The 20,155-nt window shown below is 62.1% G+C and carries 19 protein-coding genes and 1 tRNA gene; 11 read left to right on the top strand and 9 right to left on the bottom strand.

Annotated elements, in window-relative coordinates; all coding sequences use genetic code 11:
* Positions 1–6: 6 nt before the first annotated feature.
* The 3 genes from pyrE to rpoZ all read right to left on the bottom strand — a co-directional run bounded on the left by pyrE (position 7) and on the right by rpoZ (position 3,372).
* Positions 7–585, bottom strand: coding sequence for an orotate phosphoribosyltransferase (gene pyrE / locus ACIU1A_RS06990; RefSeq protein ID WP_404926952.1), 579 nt, complete (start codon positions 583–585; stop codon positions 7–9).
* Positions 586–613: 28 nt separating this feature from the next.
* Positions 614–2,842 (bottom strand): bifunctional (p)ppGpp synthetase/guanosine-3',5'-bis(diphosphate) 3'-pyrophosphohydrolase, encoded by a 2,229-nt coding sequence (locus ACIU1A_RS06985; RefSeq protein ID WP_140517800.1) that lies wholly within the window; start codon positions 2,840–2,842, stop codon positions 614–616.
* Between the two features lie 128 nt (positions 2,843–2,970).
* Positions 2,971–3,372: a DNA-directed RNA polymerase subunit omega gene (rpoZ, locus tag ACIU1A_RS06980; RefSeq protein WP_404926951.1), complete on the bottom strand. Its 402-nt coding sequence runs from the start codon at positions 3,370–3,372 to the stop codon at positions 2,971–2,973.
* Positions 3,373–3,704: 332 nt separating this feature from the next.
* On the opposite strand from rpoZ, the gene ACIU1A_RS06975 reads away from it, so the two are divergent.
* Both ACIU1A_RS06975 and ACIU1A_RS06970 read left to right on the top strand, forming a co-directional pair.
* Positions 3,705–4,286: an NYN domain-containing protein gene (locus tag ACIU1A_RS06975; RefSeq protein ID WP_140494612.1), complete on the top strand. Its 582-nt coding sequence runs from the start codon at positions 3,705–3,707 to the stop codon at positions 4,284–4,286.
* Positions 4,283–4,960, top strand: a complete 678-nt coding sequence (locus ACIU1A_RS06970; protein WP_404927869.1) for a uracil-DNA glycosylase — start codon at positions 4,283–4,285, stop codon at positions 4,958–4,960. The genes ACIU1A_RS06975 and ACIU1A_RS06970 overlap by 4 nt, the downstream gene beginning before the upstream one ends.
* A 14-nt stretch (positions 4,961–4,974) precedes the next feature.
* On the opposite strand, the gene ACIU1A_RS06965 is transcribed toward ACIU1A_RS06970, so the two are convergent.
* From ACIU1A_RS06965 to dapA, 3 genes are all read right to left on the bottom strand, one after another.
* Positions 4,975–5,685 carry a GH25 family lysozyme gene (locus ACIU1A_RS06965; protein ID WP_404926950.1) on the bottom strand — a complete coding sequence of 237 codons (711 nt, stop codon included), beginning with the start codon at positions 5,683–5,685 and terminating at the stop codon, positions 4,975–4,977.
* 83 nt (positions 5,686–5,768) lie between these two features.
* On the bottom strand, positions 5,769–6,248 hold the full coding sequence (smpB, locus tag ACIU1A_RS06960; RefSeq protein ID WP_006202221.1) for an SsrA-binding protein SmpB: 480 nt from the start codon (positions 6,246–6,248) through the stop codon (positions 5,769–5,771).
* Positions 6,249–6,273: 25 nt separating this feature from the next.
* Positions 6,274–7,155: a 4-hydroxy-tetrahydrodipicolinate synthase gene (gene dapA, locus ACIU1A_RS06955; protein ID WP_140494617.1), complete on the bottom strand. Its 882-nt coding sequence runs from the start codon at positions 7,153–7,155 to the stop codon at positions 6,274–6,276.
* A gap of 302 nt (positions 7,156–7,457) precedes the next feature.
* Between dapA and ACIU1A_RS06950 the strand changes: the two genes are divergently transcribed.
* Together ACIU1A_RS06950 and ACIU1A_RS06945 are read left to right on the top strand one after the other, a co-directional pair.
* Positions 7,458–9,503, top strand: a complete 2,046-nt coding sequence (locus tag ACIU1A_RS06950; protein ID WP_404926949.1) for a lytic transglycosylase domain-containing protein — start codon at positions 7,458–7,460, stop codon at positions 9,501–9,503.
* Between the two features lie 177 nt (positions 9,504–9,680).
* Positions 9,681–10,577 (top strand): alpha/beta fold hydrolase, encoded by an 897-nt coding sequence (locus ACIU1A_RS06945; RefSeq protein ID WP_404926948.1) that lies wholly within the window; start codon positions 9,681–9,683, stop codon positions 10,575–10,577.
* Positions 10,578–10,710: 133 nt separating this feature from the next.
* Here the strand turns inward: ACIU1A_RS06945 and ACIU1A_RS06940 are convergent, their stop codons facing one another.
* On the bottom strand, positions 10,711–11,778 hold the full coding sequence (locus ACIU1A_RS06940) for a site-specific integrase (RefSeq protein ID WP_140818837.1): 1,068 nt from the start codon (positions 11,776–11,778) through the stop codon (positions 10,711–10,713).
* A 241-nt stretch (positions 11,779–12,019) separates the two neighbouring features.
* Positions 12,020–13,162: a porin gene (locus ACIU1A_RS06935; protein WP_404926947.1), complete on the bottom strand. Its 1,143-nt coding sequence runs from the start codon at positions 13,160–13,162 to the stop codon at positions 12,020–12,022.
* 471 nt (positions 13,163–13,633) lie between these two features.
* Here ACIU1A_RS06935 and ACIU1A_RS06930 point away from each other — a divergent pair.
* From ACIU1A_RS06930 to ACIU1A_RS06915, 4 genes are all read left to right on the top strand, one after another.
* Positions 13,634–13,724, top strand: a tRNA-Ser gene (locus tag ACIU1A_RS06930).
* Positions 13,725–13,898: 174 nt separating this feature from the next.
* Positions 13,899–14,141 carry a GIY-YIG nuclease family protein gene (locus tag ACIU1A_RS06925; protein ID WP_140646347.1) on the top strand — a complete coding sequence of 81 codons (243 nt, stop codon included), beginning with the start codon at positions 13,899–13,901 and terminating at the stop codon, positions 14,139–14,141.
* 123 nt (positions 14,142–14,264) lie between these two features.
* Positions 14,265–15,413: a porin gene (locus tag ACIU1A_RS06920; protein WP_140494626.1), complete on the top strand. Its 1,149-nt coding sequence runs from the start codon at positions 14,265–14,267 to the stop codon at positions 15,411–15,413.
* Positions 15,414–15,614: 201 nt separating this feature from the next.
* Positions 15,615–16,727, top strand: a complete 1,113-nt coding sequence (locus ACIU1A_RS06915) for a pyridoxal phosphate-dependent aminotransferase (RefSeq protein ID WP_140559452.1) — start codon at positions 15,615–15,617, stop codon at positions 16,725–16,727.
* Between the two features lie 36 nt (positions 16,728–16,763).
* Here ACIU1A_RS06915 and ACIU1A_RS06910 read toward each other — a convergent pair whose 3' ends face one another.
* Entirely contained in the window at positions 16,764–17,768 is a 1,005-nt protein-coding gene (locus ACIU1A_RS06910) for a bifunctional helix-turn-helix transcriptional regulator/GNAT family N-acetyltransferase (protein ID WP_140520698.1), read from the bottom strand.
* Between the two features lie 152 nt (positions 17,769–17,920).
* Between ACIU1A_RS06910 and ACIU1A_RS06905 the strand changes: the two genes are divergently transcribed.
* The 3 genes from ACIU1A_RS06905 (at position 17,921) to ACIU1A_RS06895 (ending at position 20,155) form a co-directional block, all read left to right on the top strand.
* Positions 17,921–18,205: an acylphosphatase gene (locus tag ACIU1A_RS06905; RefSeq protein ID WP_404926946.1), complete on the top strand. Its 285-nt coding sequence runs from the start codon at positions 17,921–17,923 to the stop codon at positions 18,203–18,205.
* Positions 18,206–18,274: 69 nt separating this feature from the next.
* Positions 18,275–18,925, top strand: coding sequence for a TetR/AcrR family transcriptional regulator (locus tag ACIU1A_RS06900; RefSeq protein WP_404926945.1), 651 nt, complete (start codon positions 18,275–18,277; stop codon positions 18,923–18,925).
* Positions 18,926–18,991: 66 nt separating this feature from the next.
* A complete protein-coding gene (locus ACIU1A_RS06895) occupies positions 18,992–20,155 on the top strand; it encodes an isovaleryl-CoA dehydrogenase (RefSeq protein WP_404926944.1) in 1,164 nt (387 codons plus the stop codon).

The raw sequence follows: 20,155 nt of genomic DNA, 5'->3' as shown, positions 1-20,155 counted from the left end.
CCCCTCTCAGATATTGCGGCTGCCCGGCTTGATCGCCGGTATGGCGGCAAGTTCCGGCGGCAGCCGATCGGCCGGATAGGCCGGCACCTCGTACTCGGCGAGGGCGATCAGCGGCACGCCGACATCGGTCTTGCCCGCCGAGCGGTCGATGATGCAGGCCGCCGCCGCCACCTCGGCGCCAAGTTCGCGCAGGCAGTCGATGGTCTCGCGGATAGACAATCCAGTGGTGACGATGTCCTCGACAATGACGACACGCGCGCCGCGCGCGATCTCGAAGCGACGCAGCCGGAACTCGCCCCCTTCCCGCTCGACCCAGATCGCCGGCACGCCAAGATGGCGCGAAGTCTCGTAAGCCGGGATAAGCCCGCCGATGGCCGGGCCGACGACATAGTCGATTTTGCCCGGCACGGCGGCGCGGATCTTTTCGGCCAGCGCCTTGCACAGCCGCTCGGTCTTATCGGCATGCATGAACACGCGCGCCTTCTGCAGGAACACCGGACTGCGCAGACCCGACGTCAGAATGAAATGCCCCTCCAGGACAGCACCAGCCTGGCGAAAAATATCCAGCACCTCGTCCGTATTCATCCGTCTATCCCCATGTAGATCAGTCACGTTAGCCATTGACACGCCGTGCATCGCTAACGCTCGAATTGTCCTTGAGCTGCGACAGCAGCCGGTTGAGATGCTTCAGATCCCAGACTTCGAGATCGATCAGCATTTCGGTGAAATCGGGCGCGGTGCGCACCATTGACAGCGTATGGATGTTGGCATCGTTCGAGGCAACGACCTGGGCGATGTCGGCGAGCGATCCCGGTGCATTGATGGCGGTGACGGAAACACGCGCGGGGAAGCGTTCCTTGGTGCGCTCGTCGATGTCCCAGCGCACGTCAATCCAGCGCTCGGGCTGGTCGTCGAAAGCCTGCAGCGCCGGCGACTGGATCGGATAGATGGTAATGCCGGTGCCCGGCTGCACGATGCCGACGATGCGGTCGCCAGGCACCGCCCCTTCCGGCGCGAAACGCACCGGCAGGTCACCGCGCACGCCACGGATCGGCACCGCGCCGTCGCGCGGCTGGTCCTTGTCCTTGCGCGCGGCACGGCCCGGGATCTGGAACAGCATGCCGGCGGCGTTGCGGATCTTCGACCAGCCTTCCTCGCGCTGCTTGGGCGCCGCCGGCGTGACGCGCTCGTCCTTGTAATCTGGGAAGACGGCTTTCATGACGTCGGTGGACGCCAATTCGCCGCGGCCGACGGACGCCAGCACGTCCTCGATGTCCTTGCGCGCCAGCCGGTGCAGGACGGGCTTCAGGTTTTCCTTGGTGAAATTCTTGCCGGCCCGCTCGAAAGCCCGTTCGAGAATGCGCGCGCCGAGACCCGAATACTGCTTGCGGATGGCGTTCTTGGTGGCGCGGCGAATGGCGGCGCGCGCCTTGCCAGTGACGACGACGGATTCCCACGCGGCCGGCGGCACCTGCGCCTTGGAGCGGATGATCTCCACCTCGTCGCCATTCTTCAGCTCCGTCATCAGCGGCATGATGCGGCCGTTGACCTTGGCGCCGACGCAGGTGTCGCCGACATCGGTGTGAACCGCATAGGCGAAGTCGATCGGCGTGGCACCTTTCGGCAGCGCGATCAGCATGCCCTTGGGGGTGAAGCAGAACACCTGATCCTGGAACAGTTCCAGCTTGGTGTTCTCGAGAAAATCCTCGGGATTGTCGCCCTCGGCGAGTTGTTCGATCGTGCGCCTCAGCCAGGCATAGGCATTGGTTTCCTTCGAGATCGAATGGGCCGTGCCGTTCGCCTTGCCGCCGGTATCCTTGTAGATCGAATGGGCGGCGACGCCATATTCGGCGATCTTGTTCATCTCGCGGGTGCGGATCTGAAGCTCGACGCGCTGACGCGACGGCCCGACGATGGTGGTGTGGATCGAGCGGTAATCGTTCTGCTTCGGTGTTGAGATGTAGTCCTTGAAACGGCCGGGCACCATCGACCAGGCGGTGTGGATGGCGCCAAGCGCGCGATAGCAGTCCTCGACATTGTCGACGACGACGCGAAAGCCGAAAATGTCGGACAATTGCTCGAAGGAGAGCGCCTTGGCCTCCATCTTGCGGAACACCGACCACGGCTTCTTCTGCCGGCTTTTGACGCCTGCATTGATCGCATGCTTCTCGAACAGAGCCGACAGCGCTTTCTCGATCTCGGACAGCACGCCCTTGTTGCGCTCGAAAATCTCGGCGAGCCTGGCGGTGACGGCGCGATAGGCTTCCGGATTGATGTAGCGGAAGGCGATCTCCTCCAGCTCCTCGCGCATGCCTTGCATGCCCATGCGCCCGGCCAGTGGCGCATAGATATCCATCGTCTCCTCGGCGATGCGCAGGCGCTTGGCTTCCGGCACATGGTCGAGGGTGCGCATATTGTGCAAGCGGTCGGCGAGCTTGACCAGAAGCACGCGCACGTCTTCCGAGATCGCCAGCAGAAGCTTGCGCAGGTTCTCGGCCTGCTCGGCCTTCTTGGAGACGAGGTCGAGCTTCTTCAGCTTGGTCAGACCCTCGACCAGCTTGCCCATCTCGGGCCCGAACAGTTCGTCGATCTCGGCCCTGGTCGCCGTGGTGTCCTCGATCGTGTCATGCAGCAGGGCGACGGCGATCGTCGCCTCGTCCATGTGCATTTCGGTGAGGATGGCGGCGACTTCGAGCGGATGCGAGAAATAGGGGTCGCCGGAAGCGCGCTTCTGGTGGCCATGCTTCTGCATGGCATAGACATAGGCCTTGTTGAGCAACGCCTCGTTGACGTCAGGCTTGTAGCGCTGGACGCGCTCGACAAGCTCATACTGACGCATCATGGGCGGAATCTCTCGGCGATGAAATGAATCATGCGCCGCACTACTGCACGGCGCATGTCATAGATAGCCACGAAACTGCCGGGACGGAAGTGCCGGAAGCTTGTTCCAGGCGCCTCCGCAAAGCAGTCTTAGTAGTCGTCGCTCTTTTCCGGCGGCACCAGGCCTTCGATGCCGGCCAGCAGGTCTTCCTCGGTCATGCGATCGAAGGCGATGTTGTCCTCGGCCTCATCGGTATCGGCGGCCGTGACGGCTGCGCCGGTCTGATCAGCGATTGCCTCGCCATCGGCTTCGGGCTCGTCGACTTCGACATGCTTCTGCAGCGAATGAATCAGGTCTTCCTTGAGGTCGTCGGGCGACAACGTCTCGTCGGCGATCTCGCGCAGTGCGATGACCGGGTTCTTGTCATTGTCGCGCGGGACGGTGATCTGCGCGCCCTGGCTGATCTGACGAGCACGGTGGCCGGCCAGAAGCACCAGCTCGAAGCGGTTGTCGACCTTGTCGATGCAATCTTCAACGGTTACGCGGGCCATGGATTGCCCCTTTCATGCCTGGATTTAATGGAAAACAGGCGCGGTCAATAACCCGAACGCCGCCGAAATACAAGCATTATGGAATGCCGGGGCCGGAGAACGGACGATCTGTCATTGCTTTGTCGGATTTCCCCCGAAGCCGGTTTCGGTCGAGCTCCGGTGCGCCGGTACCAAGCCGGCGATCACAATTGCTTGCAGTGCGGCAACGAACCCTTGGATTGCCACAAAACTGGCGTTATTTCGAAAAGCGTAAGGTCAGCCGGTTTATTGCGAACCCTACTGATAGTCGCATTTCGTTTTGACGGCCGCTTATTTCGAAAAGGAATTTTTCCATGTTCGACCCCCGTGAAAAGATCGCCCTGTTCATCGACGGCGCCAATCTCTACGCCACGTCGCGCGCGCTCGGTTTCGACATCGATTATCGCAAGCTCCTGTCGAGCTTCCAGAAACGCGGCTACCTGCTGCGCGCCTACTATTACACCGCCCTGGTCGAGGATCAGGAATATTCCTCGATCCGGCCGCTGATCGACTGGCTCGACTATAACGGCTTCAAGGTCGTCACCAAGCCGGCCAAGGAATTCACCGACTCGACCGGCCGCCGCAAGATCAAGGGCAACATGGACATCGAATTGACCGTCGATGCGCTGGAACTGGCCGATGTCGTCGACCACTATGTCATCTTCTCCGGGGACGGCGATTTCCGCACGCTGGTCGAGGCGCTGCAGCGGCGCGGGCGCAAGGTGTCGATCGTCTCGACCATGGCCTCGCAGCCGCCGATGATCTCCGACGATCTGCGTCGCCAGGCCGACCATTTCATCGACCTGATGACGTTGAAGAACGAGGTGGGCCGCGATCCCTCCGAAAGGCCGGTGCGCCGACCCGAACCGGCCGAGACGGAAGAGGACGAGTACTGAGGGCGGCTGCGTTGGCCGCACATCTGGCCGCCTCCCCGGAACCCGATCGCGATTGCCCGCTCTGTCCGCGGCTGCACGGTTTCATTGCCGAGTGGCGGCAACGCGAGCCATCGTGGTTCAACGCGCCGGTTCCGAGCTTCCTGCCGCCCGAAGGCGACGATTCGGTCCGGCTGCTGATCGTCGGGCTTGCGCCCGGCCTGCGCGGAGCGAACCGCACGGGCCGGCCTTTCACGGGCGACTATGCCGGCGACCTGCTCTACGGCACGTTGATCGCGCACGGCTTGGCGCGCGGCGAGTTCAAGGCACGGCCTGACGATGGGTTGGAGCTCGTTGGAACGGCAATCACCAACGCCGTCCGCTGCGTGCCTCCCGAGAACAAGCCTGTGGGCGCCGAGATCGCCACCTGCCGGACTTTCCTTGTGCCGACGATCGCACGGTTTCCCAATTTGCGGGCCGTGCTGACACTTGGTTCGATCGCGCACCAGTCGACCGTGCGGGCACTGGGCCAGCGCGTCGCCGCCTATCCCTTCAAGCATGGCGGGCGGCAGGAGGCCGATGGCATTACGCTGTTTTCCAGCTATCACTGCTCGCGCTACAACACCAACACCGGCGTGCTGACCGAAGCGATGTTCGTCAGCGTTTTCAGGGAAATTGTGGCGTTCCTGGATTCGTAGGGTCTGGAATTGCCTTACAACGCCGGCGCGAACAACGCGGCCAGCGTCTCCTGACCGCCTTGCAGGACGTTCAGGTCGACGTCACCGACGATGCCCTCGACGCGGCCCCTGTTGTGGTACTGCCAGTAGACCCAATCGTCGCGACCCGGCTCGAGCAGCAGTGAGCGAAGCCAGAGCGGACGGGCGGCGATCTGTCCTGCATAGGCCGTTGCTGCATCGTCGGTCAGATAGATGATGGCTTTCTTGCCAAAGGCGGCTTCAACGGGACCGAGGAAGGCCTGGAGTTCGGTGTCGAGTTGTTCGGGCGAAGGACGCTGCGGGCAATTGCCGCCGAACTCGATGTCGACAACCGGCGGCAGCAAAGGCTGGTCGTGCGGCACCACGGCGATGAAATTCTTCGCCTGGTCGGCGCCCGGCCGGCAGAAGGTGAAAAAGTGATAGGCGCCGACAGCGAGCCCGGCAGCACGAGCCTCGCGCAGATTGATGGCAAAGGCATCGTCGACATGATCGCCGCCCTCGGTCGCCTTGATGACCGCAAAGGCGACATCGGCGGCGGCAACGCGTCGCCAGTCGATCCGGCCCTGATGATGCGAAACGTCGATGCCCCTGACAGGATATTTGCCGCGATCCGGAGAAAACGCATGGAAATAGAAGAAGCCGCCAGCGACCATGAGGATTGCAAAAACCAGGCTGACCGATCCCCAGAGGATGATCCGGTTCTTCAAGACTGTCCCCTCCGGTATTCTGGCTCCTTGGCTAGAACCCTGAAAGCCAAACACTTATCCGCTTGGCTACCGCCTGATGGCTGTCACCCGCGCTCTTTCAAGAGCCTGCCCTTCTCACGCGACCAGTCGCGCTGCTTTTCCGTCTCGCGCTTGTCGTGCAGCTTCTTGCCGCGACCTACGGCGAGCAGCAGCTTGGCCCGGCCCTGGTCGTTGAAATAGATCTTCAGCGGCACCAGGGTCATGCCTTCGCGGTCGACGCTCTGCGACAGCTTGGCCATCTCGCGCTTGTTGAGCAGCAGTTTGCGGCGCCGGCGCGGCTCGTGGTTGAAGCGGTTGGCCTGCAGATATTCCGGTAGATAGGAGTTGATCAGCCAAATCTCGCCGCCCTCGACCGAGGCATAGCTGTCCTGGATGTTGGCCTGGCCCTGGCGCAGCGACTTGACCTCGGTGCCGGTCAGCACCAGGCCGGCCTCGATCGTGTCGAGCACCTCATAGGAAAACCGCGCCTTGCGGTTTTCCGCAACGGTCTTGTTGTTGGGATCGGCTTTTCTGACTTGATTCATAATGCGGAGAGGTGGCGCCTCATCCCTAATTTATCAAGCCGGCGTGCTTCATCGCCGCGTCGATCTTTTCGGCCGTCGATTGTTCGACCGTGACCAGCGGCGAACGCAGCACGTTCTCGACCTTGCCGAGCTTCGAAAGCGCATATTTGGCGCCGGATACGCCGGGTTCGATAAAGATCGCCTTGTGCAGCGGCAGCAAGCGATCCTGCAATTCCAGCGCCTTGGCGCTGTCGCCGGACAGCGTCGCCTCCTGGAATTCAGCACAAAGCCGCGGCGCGACGTTGGCCGTCACCGAGATACAGCCGACACCGCCATGCGCGTTGAAGCCGAGCGCGGATGCATCTTCGCCGGAAAGCTGGATGAAATCCTTGCCGCAGGTCATACGCTGCTCGGAAACCCGTTCGACCTTGCCGGTCGCGTCCTTGACGCCGACGATATTCTTGAAGTCGTGCGCCAGCCGGCCCATCGTCTCCGGCATCATGTCGATGACCGAGCGCGGCGGGATGTTGTAGATGATGATCGGCAGCTTGGTTGCCCTTGCCACGGCGGCGAAGTGCTCATAGAGGCCGCGCTGCGTCGGCTTGTTGTAGTAGGGAGTGACGACAAGTGCAGCATCGGCGCCTGCCTGTTCGGCATATTGGACCAGGCCGATCGCTTCCGCGGTATTGTTGGAGCCAGCGCCGGCGACGACCGGAGCGCGGCCCCTGGCCGCCTCGATGCAGACCTTGACCACCTGACGATGCTCGTCATGCGACAGCGTCGGCGACTCGCCGGTGGTGCCAACGGGAACAAGGCCTGTCGTGCCCTCCGCAAGTTGCCAGTCGACAAAGGCGCGAAAGGCTTTCTCGTCGAAACGCCCGCTCTTTTCGAACGGTGTCACGAGCGCGGTCAGCGAGCCTCTCAGCATGTTCGTCCAACTCCTTGGGACTTCTTGTTCACGTATATCGTTATCCCAAAACCGGTAGCCACTTCTGGGCGATATGCATGGTGGTTTCGTCTCTGGTCTTAATGTCGCGCCTTCTAACCGAAAGCGAGGCGGCGCACCATAGTCTCGACATGGTTGCGCGGCAAGCATTGCCATGCTGCCAGCAAACGCAATTCGAACGGCCTCGATAACCTTTTGTTAACTGGCCCTTCATGACCTAAGTTTACGGTCTGGTCCGGGTCGCGAAGCTTCCGCGCCTGCTGGTGATGTGTAAAGGCTGAACGATGCCGACTAGGCGGCCTCATCTTTTCGCGCTCCTGGGCGCGGTCGTCGCGCTGATGCCGGAGATGGCGATCGGCGGCAGCGTCGACGTGCAGTTGACATCGGCCATTCCGGTACCCGGCATGCAAGGCTCGCAAGATGCGGGTCCACGCGATACGGCCCCCTCTCCCAGCATCGTGCAGTTGAAGAGCGGTCTGGACGCACTGGCGGCGGGCGACATTCCCGGTGCCCGCGCCGCACGCGATGCCCTTCCCGCCCGTTCGCTCGACCAGCACATCCTTGCCTGGGCAATCGCGCTTTATGGCGGCGACAAGGTGCCGAGCGGCGACATTGCGGCCGCAGCGAAGATGTTGCCCTACTGGCCGGGGACAACCGCGCTGCGCAAGAACAGCGAACGCGCACTCTATCGCGAGAACCCCGCCCCCGACATCGTTGTGCAAGCGTTCGACGGCAGCCAGCCGCAGACATTCGAAGGCGTGATGCTTCTTGCCCGCGCCTATGTGGCGCTGGGCCACACCAAGGCGGCCCGTTCGGTGCTGGTGCCGTTCTGGCGCACCGCGATCCTGGAGGCCAAGGACGAGACAGCGCTGATCAAGGAGTTCGGCGGGCTGATCCCGGCCGCCGATCACCGATTCCGTATGGAGCGCATGTTCTACGCCGACCGGGTCGGCGCGGCGCAGCGCGTCGCCGGCCTGGCCCAAGCGCAGCAACTGGCCACCGCCTGGGCGGCAGCCGACAAGGGCGACAAGAACACCCCCAAGCTGCTCAAGGCGGTACCGCCTTCACAGCGTTCGGCCGGCTATTTCTTCGCGCAAGCCGAATATCTGCGCAAGCAAGACAATATTGCCGACGCCGCCGCCATTGTGATGAAGGCGCCGACGGATCGCGAAGCGCTGGTCGACCCGGATGCCTGGTGGGTGGAGCGCCGGGTACTGTCGCGCGAGCTGGTCGACAAGGGTGACATGAAGGCTGCCTACAAGATCGTCGCCATGCATGCGGCCGAAAGCACCGCGAACGCCGCCGAAGCCGAATTCCATGCCGGCTGGTACGCTCTGCGCGGCCTGAACGATCCCAGGCTTGCGGCAACCCATTTCGCGCGCATCGCCGACCTTGCCCAGGGACCGATGACATTGTCGCGCGCCTACTACTGGCTCGGCCGCGCCGCCGAAGTTGGTGGCCCGGGTAACGCAAAGGATTATTTTGCGCGCGCGGCGGCCTACGGCACGACATTCTACGGCCAGCTCGCCGCCGAGCGCATTGGTCGCCCGGCGCTGAACATCGCCTATCCCACGCCGAGCGCCGCCGATCGCCAGAGTTTCGTCGGCCGCGAAGCCGTCGCCGCCATCAAGCGGTTGCAGGAGGCGGGCTACGACCGCTATGCCGAGACGCTCTATCGTGACCTTGCAGGACAGTTGACCAGCCCGGGCGAACTGGCGCTGCTGGCCGTGCTGGCGGAAAAGCAGGGCAACCACTTCATGTCGCTCAAGATCGGCAAGATCGCCGGCGCGCGTGGCATCGACGTCGGCGCGCTGTCGCATCCTTTGGGGGTCATCCCCGATAGCGCCGATATTTCCGGTTCGGGCAAGGCGCTGGCCTATGCCATCGCCCGCCAGGAAAGCGAATTCAACATCGGCGCCATATCGAGCGCCGGCGCGCGCGGGCTGCTGCAGCTGATGCCGGCAACCGCCAAGCAACTGGCGAAGAAGGCCGGGCTGCAATTCTCGCAGGCACGCCTGACCACCGACGCCGGCTACAATGCGACGCTGGGCTCGGCCTTCCTCGGCCAGCAGCTCGACCGCTTCAACGGCTCCTATGTGCTGACCTTCGCCGGCTACAATGCCGGCCCCAGCCGCGCTGCCCAATGGGTGGCGAAATACGGCGATCCGCGCGGCAAGGACATCGACGCCGTCGTTGACTGGATCGAGCGGATTCCTTACACGGAAACAAGGAGTTACGTACAGCGCGTGATGGAGAACTACGAGGTCTACAAGATGCGCATTTCCGGCAAGTATGACATTGTGGGAGATCTTGTGAACGGGCGGAGTTGACGGCTTTCATTCCTCTTGCGAGAGGAGTTGGCCTCGCGCGGACCCGCCCGCCTTGGCTGAGTGAAGGGGCCTCGCCACCTTCGGCCCGCAAGAGGAGAAGTAACTGCTCCATTTGACCATCCCTCCCCTCGCCTGTAGCAGACGGACCATCCGGCGAGAGCAAGCGGCAGCATTCCAATGGCGAGCGAAGGTTTCTCCGATTTCTTCTACGCGGGGCCCGATGGGCTGAAGCTCCATGCCCGGATCTATGGCGACGCAAATTCGCGACATTGGCCAGTCGTCTGCCTGCCCGGCCTCACCCGTAATGCACGCGACTTCCACGAACTCGCGCTCTATTTGGCCGGCAAAGCGGGAAGCCCGCGCAAGGTCGTCGCCTTTGACTGTCGCGGCCGCGGGCAGTCCGATTATGATCCCGATGTCAGCCGCTATAATGTCGGCGTCGAAGCCGGCGACATTCTTGCCGGACTGGCGGCATTGGGAATCGAGGAAGCCGCCTTCGTCGGCACCTCGCGCGGCGGCCTGATCATTCACGTCCTGGGTGCGCTGCGGCCGGCCATATTGAAAGCGATCGTGCTGAACGATATCGGACCGGTGATCGAGCCGGCCGGCCTTGCCCATATCCAGTCGTATCTCGAACGCAAACCGAAGCCGAAGACCTTCGCCGAAGCAGTGGCAGCCCAGCGCCGCGTTCACGGCCGGGATTTTTCAGCGCTCGCCGATGCGGACTGGGAGCGCATGGTGCTGGCGCTCTACCGCGAAACGGATCAGGGCCTGCTGCCGGATTTCGACCTGAAGCTGGTCGACACGGTTGCAAATCTCGACCTGACGCAGCCGCTGCCGGCGCTGTGGCCGCAATTCGACGCCCTGTCGGCCCTTCCCATGCTCGCCATACGCGGCGCCAATTCGAGTTTGCTGTCGGTGGGCACACAGCGGCAGATGCGGGAGCGCCATCCGGCAATGCAGACGATCACCGTCGAAGGCCAGGGTCACGCCCCTTTTCTCGAAACCGGAACCTTGCCGGGCGACATCGCCGCTTTCCTCGACAGAGCCGAGCGGCTGCCGACTCGCCTTTAAAAACCGTTGCCGGCGAGGCAAACGACAGCAGGGCGACCAAGGTAGGTTCCGAAGCCGGAATAGCATGCCTGAAATAACCGCAGATCGGGGGATCCACGGAATTGGTTGTCCACAGCGTCTTCAAAGCGTGAACTTATCGGGACTTTGAGGCCTTCTTCATTGCCTTAGCCGTGGTCTTCACGGCTGCCGGCTGGTCTGCCGCACCGCGCGCGGCAGCGCGCGGGGACGGTTCGGGCGCTGCCTTCACGCTGTCGGCGCCGCCAGACCGGGGTACTTCCAGCACGGTGACGCAGCCGTCAAGATCATTGGTGGCCAGATGCGCATAGCGCATCGTCATCGACAGGGTCTGATGGCCGAGCCACATCTGCACGCGCCTGATGTCGATGCCACCCTGGACAAGACGCGAGGCGCAGGTATGGCGCAGAATGTGCGGCACCACCTGATCGTCGGCGGCCAGACCGACTTCGGCCTTCGCATCGTTCCAGATGGCACGGTATTGAGCCTGGCTGAATGTGGTGAACGGGCCTTTCGGCCGACGGCCTTCGCCGGGAGGCAGCTTGATCACTTCCTTGACACGCTCGGTCATCGGAATGGTGCGGCTGCGGCCGGACTTGGTGATCCAGAAGGAGACGCGATGCTCCTGGATGTCGTTCCAGATCAGCCCGAGCGCCTCGCCAAGGCGGCAGCCAGTGTCGACCAGGAAGACGGAAAGCCGATAAGCATCCTCGCTGCGGCTCCTGATGGCAGCGAACAGCCTGGCCTCTTCGTCCCTTTCAAGGAAACGAATCCGTCCCGACCGCTCCTTCTGGCGGCGGAACTCGGGCAGGCTGTGGATATCTCCCATCTTGTAGGCCTTGCGCAGCAGTTTGCTGAGGGCAGCCATCTTTCGATTGATGGTTGCGTTGCTGTTGCCGCGCTGGCGCAAGGTGCCGATAAGGTTGTCCAGGGTACTCTGATCAAAGGCGCTGAAACGCTCCCCGAGCAGAATCTCGTCTATCTCGCCGATGAACGAGCTGACATTGTATTTATGCCGCCCATCATCCCACAATATGTCTCGATATGCCGAAAAAAGATCTCCAACCCTATGCGACTTTACTTCTCGTATTTTATTGTAGGTGTAGTTAAACTTTGAATTCTGAGAAGAAAACATCGAAAAATGATCGGAGGGCTCGCCCTCTTGAATCGCTTCGGTCGTCATCATTTGCCACACCCCCGAGTGGGATAGATTCAGCCCTATCCGCTTGGGAGCGTCCTTTCAAGAGATTTGAATCACGCAGTTGTGATTTCATCCGCCATCAGCGGATCCCACGAAACCATCCCACGGACTCTATTCAGCTACCGTTACCCCCTGTTCCTTCTGTTTGCCTTGATCCAGTCACGAAACAAAAACAGCCCGGGCGTTGATGCGCCCGGGCTGGATTTCACCTGTATGGAACCAGCCCTTAGAACGAGCGCTGGAAGCGGAGGATACCGCCGATGCTGCTCTTCTTGTCGGCGCCGGTCCAGTTGGAGAAGTCGGCATCGTCGAACTTGCCTGCATTGAGGTAGTCGACTTCGGCCGTGACCGTGAAGCCCGGGACGACGTCGTAGGCGATGTTCGCCGCGATGCCCAGGTTCTTCCAATCGTCATACGACACCTGCGCGTTGAACGAGGTCTTCTCGTTGAACTTGTAGGTACCGCCGCCCCAGACAGCCCAGTTGCCGCCCCACTGCTTGTAGAAACCGCGACCATGAGCGTCGATAACATTGCCCGCGTCGTCGTTGAGGTTGTCATCAGTGCCGTAGCCGCCCATGACCCACAGCGACAGTGCGTCGTTGACGTTCACGTCCAAGCGAACCTTGCCGGCAACTTCTTCGTAGTTGCTGTCATAAGCGACGACACCGCTGATGGCGCCCCAGCCCTGCGTCCACTTCAGACCGCCGACGACATGCGGAACGTAGCTGTCGATCGTGCCGACAACGCCCGCGCCTTCTTCGAGCGAGACCACGGCCGAGAAGCCGTTGCCAGCGTCGAAGTAGTACTGAACGACGTTGGTGTCGAAGTCACCATAAGGAACCAGCGTATCCTGGATCACGTTGCCGGCGTAGCCGACGAACGTATCGAAGGCCGATTCGTCCTTACCAACGCGGAGACCACCGAGCTGGATCCAGGCGAAGTTCAGCGAGACGTCCTTGTTGTGGGCGGTGTTGGCGAACTCGATGGCGTTGTCGTTGCCGAAGTTGAAGCGGGTCTCGGTGTAGGTCTTCAACGTGCCGAGCTCGGTTTCCTGGCCGGTCCAGGTCTTCAGCGTGAAGCGGGCATTTTTGTGCCAGGTGTCATTTACCGAGCCGTCCTGGTGGTCCGCAGTCTTCGAACCATTGAACGAACCGACGTCGCCGCCGCCGATGTCATAACGGATGTAGCCGCCGATGCGCAGGCAGGTCTCGGTGCCGGGGATGTAGAAGTAGCCAGCGCCGTAGACGTCGCAAATCTTGACGTATTCAGCGGGCTCCGGCTCGGCGACGACGACGGCGTCGGCGGCGCGCGCACCGGAAACTGCGATCAGGGCCGCAGCGGAGCCGAGAAGAAGGCTCTTGATGTTCATTTTCTGACCTCCAGTCAAAAGTTAAAAAACGGGTCTGGGTATTCTTTGCTGAAGGACAGCGTTCCCTGCCCCATCCCCACTACCGAAAAAGATGCGCACCGCGCCGCTCCTTCGAAATCGACATTACCCATGAGCAGACGGGGTTCAACCACGATCGTACCGGCGAAAGGGCTGTGCGGCTGCTATCCCCCATCGTTGTTGCACAAATGACACGATTTGGCCTCACTCAGAAAGCTCTCATTAACCTTCGGCCCGCCCCAGCCCCTTGTTTACGGGCAGAATCCGGCGATCGGCTGACGGAATCATGGCGAGGCCTTGAGCCGCCAGCCAGGGAATCGCCGCAGAACCGCCGCATCGCGGAAGGCCGCAGGCCGGTGCGTTCTTATTTTTCCGTATAATGGCTTCTTTTTCCGAGATATTGGCTGGGGCTTGTTGATTGTGCCGGCGCTTTTCTTTATCCAGCGGCGCAACGGAGAGGTGGCCGAGTGGTCGAAGGCGCTCCCCTGCTAAGGGAGTAGAGGTCAAAAGCTTCTCGTGGGTTCGAATCCCATCCTCTCCGCCATCCTGCTTCGCTCTTCGAGCTTCGCAGGACAAGCCCAGACCAGACCTCAGCGCGAAGCAGGATGCCCTCCGAAGCCTCGGCGAAGGAGGGCCGCAAGCTTGCAAAAGCAGGATTGGCAATACCCTCAGGTCGAAGCAGGATGCCCTCCGAAGCCTTGGCAAAGGAGGGCCGGTCGTGTGGTATGTATACCTGCTGGAAAGTAAGACTGCCGACGGTGAGCGTTATGTCGGCATCACGTCCGACCTGAAGCGACGGCTTGCCGAGCACAATGACGGAAAATCCAGTCATACATCCAAGTTCCTGCCATGGCAGATCGTCAGCTATGTGGCGTTCTCGAATCAAGCCAAGGCGACTTCATTTGAGCGTTATCTCAAATCCGGTTCCGGGCACGCCTTCGCCAGCAAACGTCTGTGGTGAATGCCCCTTCCTTTGTGAAAAATCCAGGGATTCCCGGAAAAACGCAGCAATACCAATTGTTTGCTGCAAAAACACGCACCACCAAAACGGTTGTTTCGTTCGATTCTGACTGGAGGTCAGAAAATGAACATCAAGAGCCTTCTTCTCGGCTCCGCTGCGGCCCTGATCGCAGTTTCCGGTGCGCGCGCCGCCGACGCCGTCGTCGTCGCCGAGCCGGAGCCCGCTGAATACGTCAAGATTTGCGACGTCTACGGCGCTGGCTACTTCTACATCCCCGGCACCGAGACCTGCCTGCGCGTCGGCGGCTATGTCCGTTACGACATCGGCGTGGGCGACACCGGCTCGTTCGACGGTGCGAAGGCTGCCGATCACCAGGATGGCGACGACCACAACACCTACTACAAGAACACGCGCTTCACGCTGAAGACCTGGACCGGCCAGGAAACCGAACTCGGCACCTTGAAGACCTACACCGAGACCCGCTTCAACTTCGGCGACGACAATGCCTTCGACGAGCCGATCAACGCCGCCCACAACCGGGACGTCTCGCTGAACTTCGCCTGGATCCAGCTCGGTGGTCTCCGCGTTGGTAAGGACGAATCGGCCTTCGATACGTTCGTCGGCTACGCCGGCAACGTGATCCAGGATACGCTGGTTCCTTATGGTGACTTCGACACCAACGTCGTTCAGTACTACTTCGACGCCGGCAACGGCTTCTCGGCCGTGGTCTCGCTCGAAGAAGGCACCGGTACCGACACGATCGACAGCTATGTTCCGCACGTCGTCGGCGGCGTGAAGTATACGCAGGGTTGGGGCGCCATCACCGGCGTCGTCGCTTATGACAGCAATTACGAGGAAGTTGCCGGCAAGGTTCGCCTGGACGTCAATGTCAGCGACGCACTGTCGCTGTTCATCATGGGCGGCTACGGCACCGATGACAACCTCAACGACGATGCCGGCAATTTTGTCGAAGCCCATGGTCGCGGCTTCTACAAGGCGTGGGGCGGCAACTGGGCTGTCTGGGGCGGCGGCACCTACAAGTTCAACGAGAAGACCTCGTTCAACCTTCAGGTGTCTGCTGACGACTGGAAGAACGTCGGCGTTGCGGCGAACGTGGCTTATGACGTCGTTCCCGGCTTCACCGTCACGGCCGAAGTCGACTACCTCCATGCCGGCCGGTTTGACGATGCTGGCTTCATCAACCCATCGTTTACGCCTGCCGATAAGAAGAACAGCGTCGGCGGCATGCTCCGCTTCCAGCGCTCGTTCTAACAGCTATCGCTTCGAATATCGAAACCCGGCGGGCAACCGCCGGGTTTTTCATTGGGGGTTATGATCGAGCGGCAAACGATTGTTCATTGCGCCTCGCTAAAGAACGAGAAAATCCAGCATCGCGGATGCGGGCTCGCGCAACTTGCACCCGCCTACTGACCGCGCTAGCAAGAAGCCCCTTCCCTCACGCGAGCTTTTGCCATGCGTCTGCGCCCTCCCCTTATGCCGCTCGTTGCAGCGCTTCCGTCGACCGTGCCGTTTGTCGGCCCCGAAGCGCAGGAGCGCGAGCGCGGGCGTGCATTCCGCGCCCGCATCGGCGCCAATGAGAGCAGCTTCGGGCCGTCGCCGCGCGTCATCGCCCGGATGGCTGAGATCGCGCGCGACATGTGGATGTATTGCGATCCCGACAATCACGACCTGAAAGTGGCCGCGGCAGCGCATCATAATCTGAAGGTCGAGAACGTCGTGGTCGGCGAAGGCATCGATGGCCTGCTTGGTCTGGTGGCGCGCATGTATGTGGCGCCTGGCGATGCGGTGGTCACCTCGCTCGGCGCCTATCCCACCTTCAACTTCCACATTGCCGGTGTCGGCGGACGGCTTGTCACCGTGCCCTATGCGAACGACCACGAGGATTTGGAAGGGCTGCTGGCTGCGGCCGCCAGGGAGAAAGCGCCGCTGGTCTATCTGTCCAATCCGGACAACCCCATGGGGAGCTGGTGGGAAGCGGCCGAGCTGACGCGCTTCATCGAAGCGCTGCCGGAAACCACCATGCTCGTGCTCGATGAAGCCTATGGAGAATTGGGGCCGGCCTCCGCACTGCCGCCCATCGACGTCTCGCGGCCGAACGTCATCCGCATGCGCACCTTTTCGAAAGCTTACGGGCTTGCCGGCATACGCTGCGGCTATGCGGTCGCCGAGGCCCAGGTGATCAGCGATTTCGAGAAGATCCGCAACCACTACGGCGTCAGCCGCATGGCGCAGGTGGCGGGCGTCGAGGCGCTCGCCGACCAGGATTATCTGGATTCAGTGGTGGCGCGGGTGGCGGCAGGGCGCCGGCGCATCGCGCAGATAGCCGAACAGAACGGGCTGACGCCGCTGCCGTCGGCGACCAATTTCGTTACCATCGATTGCGGCCGCGACGGCGCTTTCGCGCTGAAGATCCTGCAAGGCCTGTTGGCGCGCGACGTCTTCATCCGCAAGCCGATGGCGCCGGGGCTCGATCGTTGCATCCGCGTCAGCGTCGGACTGGACCACGAGCTCGACATTTTTGCCGAGGAACTGCCCGGCGCACTGGCCGCCGCCCGTGGAAACTGAACGAGCGTTGCCATAGCGGCGACACTTGCCGGCCCGTTAGAGATCGAGCTCCCAGTTCTGGCCGGTGAGTTCCTTGCCGAAACTGTGATGGCGCTCCTGTGAGACCAGTCTGAACCCGGCGCGCTCATAAATCGCGCGGGCGGCGACCAGAATGTCATTCGTCCACAGAACGAGCTTGATGTAACCGCAGGCGCGCGCCTGGTTCACGCATTCCGCAACCAGGCGCTTGCCGATGCCCAACCCGCGCGCCGCAGCCTCGACATGCAGCAGCCGCAGTTTCGCGACCTCGTCGTCCTGGTGAACCAGAAACACCGCGCCAAGCGGGAGGCCGGCGCGTTCGGCGATCCAGCAGAAATCGCGCCCTGGCTTGAAATTGCGGATGAAGTCGGCTCCGATTTCGGCAACCAAGGCTTCGAACTCGATGCTCCAGCCATATTCCTCGGCATAGAGCTGGGCCTGACGCTGAACCACCCAGCCAATGTCGCCGACGCGATGCGGACGCAACGTCACGACGGGGGGCGCCGCCTGGCCTTCAGCCGCCGGATCGCCCAGCAGCTCCGCTGCCTTGCGCAAGGCGTCGCCGAGTTCGGCCAAGCGGTGGTCGGGCAGGTTCTCGATAAGCCGGGAAGTGTCGCGGTCCGCCGCGGCCTGCAGACCGGCAAGGGCGTCCCGCCCCCTTGCCGTCAGCGACAGGATACGCCTTCGCCGGTCGACCGGATCGGTCCGGGTCTCGGTCAGGCCTTCGCCGGCGAATTTTCGCAGGATCCGCGTCAGATAGGCCGCGTCGAGACGCAGTTGCCTGGCGATGTCGGAGGCGGCCGGGCCGACATCGATGTCGAATGTCTCCGAAAGGAAGCCTCGCTCGCCGGCGATTTCCGCCGCCGCTGGGCGATCCCGATGACCAAGCTCGAACAGGACGCGCGCCTCGGTGAGCGTGAACGGGCTCTGCGTCAAGGTCTCGTCGAGAAGGCCGACAGTGCGGGTGTAGAAACGGTTGAAGTGCCTGATATCGGCCACCAAAGCACTGCGTTGGTCCAGCATCTGCGTTCAGCCCTTGGATGATGATAGCCACAGTGTTAGAAATTTAGTGGACTGAGTCAATTAAATTCGAGTTCGACTCGGGCCCCCTCTGGCCTGTTGCATTCCCCGTCGCCTGCGCCAGATTCCAGCAGACAAGCCTCTGGAGAAACACAATGGCTGACGATCGCAAGGCAGTGCGTGTGCGAGCCCACGGCAAGGTGCAAGGCGTCGGCTACAGGATCTGGGTCCGGAGCCAGGCCGCCAGCCTTGGGCTTGCGGGCTGGGTGCGCAATGAAGCGGATGGCTCGGTGACCGCCGAAATTGCCGGCACAGGCGAGGCCGTCTCGACCATGATCGGACGGCTTTGGAAAGGACCGCCGGGAGCGTCCGTTTCCGGGATTGACGTCGAGGATGCGGCATCTGGCAATCCCCTTACCGGCTTCCGGATCGATACCTGATGCGGCTTCGGCATACCTCTTGAATTAATTGAACGTTCGTTTTATTAATTCGCAACAAGGGAGGCTCTTTTGGCGCGCACGACAGGATCCGATGGCGGGAAGACCGAGGCGGCAGCCCGCGAGGCGGCGGTCAACCTGATCGCACAGCTCGGCTATGAGGCGATGTCGATGCGCCAGCTGGCGGCCGAAGTCGGCGTGCAGGCGGCCGCGCTCTATCGCTATTTCCCGACCAAGGAGGATTTGCTGTTCACGCTGATGCGCGAGCATATGGAGGAGCTGATCGCAGCCTGGAACGCCGCACGGCCCGCCGATGCCGATCCGGCAAGCCGGCTTTCGGCCTATGTCGAGAACCACATCGCCTTCCACATCGCCCGCCGCCATGCGACGCATGTTTCGAACATGGAACTGCGCAGCCTGTCGCCCGAAAGACTGACCCAGATACTGCGGATGCGCACGGCCTATGAGAAGGAACTGCGCGCCATTCTGCGTGACGGCGCCGAGGAAGGCGTGTTCAGCGTCGAAGACACCGGCCTCACCGCCATGGCGCTGATCCAGATGATGACCGGCGTCATCGTCTGGTTCCGGCCGGGCGAGCGGCTGTCGATCGCAGAAGTCACAGCGACATATCTTTCGATGACGATGCGGCTCGTCGGCGCGACGATCGACACCTACAGCGCCGCACGTCCGTTTGGACGCGCAAACGACGCTGTAGGATTTTAATTTTGCGCGTGATCCTTTCCGAAAATCCAAGTCGATTTTCGGGGGTCCTGCGGCAGGAGGAACCGGATGTATACGAACACGCTCAGCTTCGGGCATGACGAGGATATCGAGGCGTTGCGCGACCTGGTGCGGCGCTTCGCCCAGGACAGGATCGCGCCGATCGCGGCGGAAATCGACCGCTCGAACGAATTCCCGGCGCATCTGTGGGCGGAACTCGGCAATCTCGGCCTCCTCGGCATCACCGCCGATCCGGAGTTCGGCGGCAGCGGCATGGGCTATCTCGCGCACGTGATCGCCGTTGAGGAGATATCAAGGGCCTCGGCCTCGGTCGGCCTGTCCTACGGCGCCCACTCCAATCTCTGCGTCAACCAGATCGACCGCTGGGCAACGCCGGCGCAGAAGGAGAAATTCCTGCCGCCGCTTTGCTCGGGCGAGCGCGTCGGCGCGCTGGCAATGTCGGAGCCCGGCGCCGGTTCTGACGTTGTCTCGCTCAAGCTGCGTGCCGAAAAGCGCAATGACCGCTACGTGCTCAACGGCACCAAGATGTGGATCACCAACGGCCCGGACGCCGAGACGCTGGTGGTCTATGCCAAGACCGATCCAGAGCGTCATGCGCGCGGTATCACCGCCTTCATCGTCGAAAAGGCTTTTGCCGGATTTTCGGTTGCGCAAAAGCTCGACAAGCTCGGCATGCGCGGCTCCAACACCGGCGAACTGGTTTTCGATAATGTCGAGGTGCCGTTCGACAACGTGCTGCACGAGGAAGGGCGCGGCGTCGAGGTGCTGATGTCTGGTCTCGACTATGAGCGCACGGTGCTGGCCGGTGGCCCGATCGGCTTGATGGCCGCCTGTCTCGACGTCGCGGTCCCATACGTGCATGAGCGCAAGCAGTTCGGCCAAGCGATCGGGGAATTCCAGCTGGTGCAAGGCAAGCTCGCCGACATGTACACGACGATGACCGCCGCGCGCGCCTATGTCTACGCGGTCGCCGCCGCCTGCGACCGCGGCCAGGCCAGTCGCAAGGACGCCGCAGGCTGCGTTCTGTTTGCCGCCGAAAAAGCAACGCAGATGACGCTCGACGCACTCCAGCTTCTGGGTGGCAACGGATACATCAACGACTATCCGACCGGCCGGCTGCTACGCGACGCCAAGCTCTACGAAATCGGTGCCGGCACCAGCGAAATCCGGCGATGGCTGATCGGCCGCGAGATCATGGCGGAGGGGGTATAG

It is taken from the genome of Mesorhizobium maamorense, from assembly GCF_044998965.1.
GTDB lineage: Bacteria > Pseudomonadota > Alphaproteobacteria > Rhizobiales > Rhizobiaceae > Mesorhizobium.
This window is presented reverse-complemented; position numbering and strand designations above follow the sequence as displayed.

What these genes read in the sequence shown, in the direction of transcription:
- ACIU1A_RS06975 (WP_140494612.1), top strand. Translation starts at nt 3,705, where the DNA reads ATGTTCGACCCCCGTGAAAAGATCGCCCTGTTCATCGACGGCGCCAAT.
- ACIU1A_RS06895 (WP_404926944.1), top strand. Translation starts at nt 18,992, where the DNA reads ATGTATACGAACACGCTCAGCTTCGGGCATGACGAGGATATCGAGGCG.
- ACIU1A_RS06985 (WP_140517800.1), bottom strand. Translation starts at nt 2,842, where the DNA reads ATGATGCGTCAGTATGAGCTTGTCGAGCGCGTCCAGCGCTACAAGCCT.
- ACIU1A_RS06950 (WP_404926949.1), top strand. Translation starts at nt 7,458, where the DNA reads ATGCCGACTAGGCGGCCTCATCTTTTCGCGCTCCTGGGCGCGGTCGTC.
- ACIU1A_RS06940 (WP_140818837.1), bottom strand. Translation starts at nt 11,778, where the DNA reads ATGATGACGACCGAAGCGATTCAAGAGGGCGAGCCCTCCGATCATTTT.
- dapA (WP_140494617.1), bottom strand. Translation starts at nt 7,155, where the DNA reads ATGCTGAGAGGCTCGCTGACCGCGCTCGTGACACCGTTCGAAAAGAGC.
- ACIU1A_RS06920 (WP_140494626.1), top strand. Translation starts at nt 14,265, where the DNA reads ATGAACATCAAGAGCCTTCTTCTCGGCTCCGCTGCGGCCCTGATCGCA.
- ACIU1A_RS06915 (WP_140559452.1), top strand. Translation starts at nt 15,615, where the DNA reads ATGCGTCTGCGCCCTCCCCTTATGCCGCTCGTTGCAGCGCTTCCGTCG.
- ACIU1A_RS06910 (WP_140520698.1), bottom strand. Translation starts at nt 17,768, where the DNA reads ATGCTGGACCAACGCAGTGCTTTGGTGGCCGATATCAGGCACTTCAAC.
- ACIU1A_RS06905 (WP_404926946.1), top strand. Translation starts at nt 17,921, where the DNA reads ATGGCTGACGATCGCAAGGCAGTGCGTGTGCGAGCCCACGGCAAGGTG.
- pyrE (WP_404926952.1), bottom strand. Translation starts at nt 585, where the DNA reads ATGAATACGGACGAGGTGCTGGATATTTTTCGCCAGGCTGGTGCTGTC.
- ACIU1A_RS06935 (WP_404926947.1), bottom strand. Translation starts at nt 13,162, where the DNA reads ATGAACATCAAGAGCCTTCTTCTCGGCTCCGCTGCGGCCCTGATCGCA.
- rpoZ (WP_404926951.1), bottom strand. Translation starts at nt 3,372, where the DNA reads ATGGCCCGCGTAACCGTTGAAGATTGCATCGACAAGGTCGACAACCGC.
- smpB (WP_006202221.1), bottom strand. Translation starts at nt 6,248, where the DNA reads ATGAATCAAGTCAGAAAAGCCGATCCCAACAACAAGACCGTTGCGGAA.
- ACIU1A_RS06945 (WP_404926948.1), top strand. Translation starts at nt 9,681, where the DNA reads ATGGCGAGCGAAGGTTTCTCCGATTTCTTCTACGCGGGGCCCGATGGG.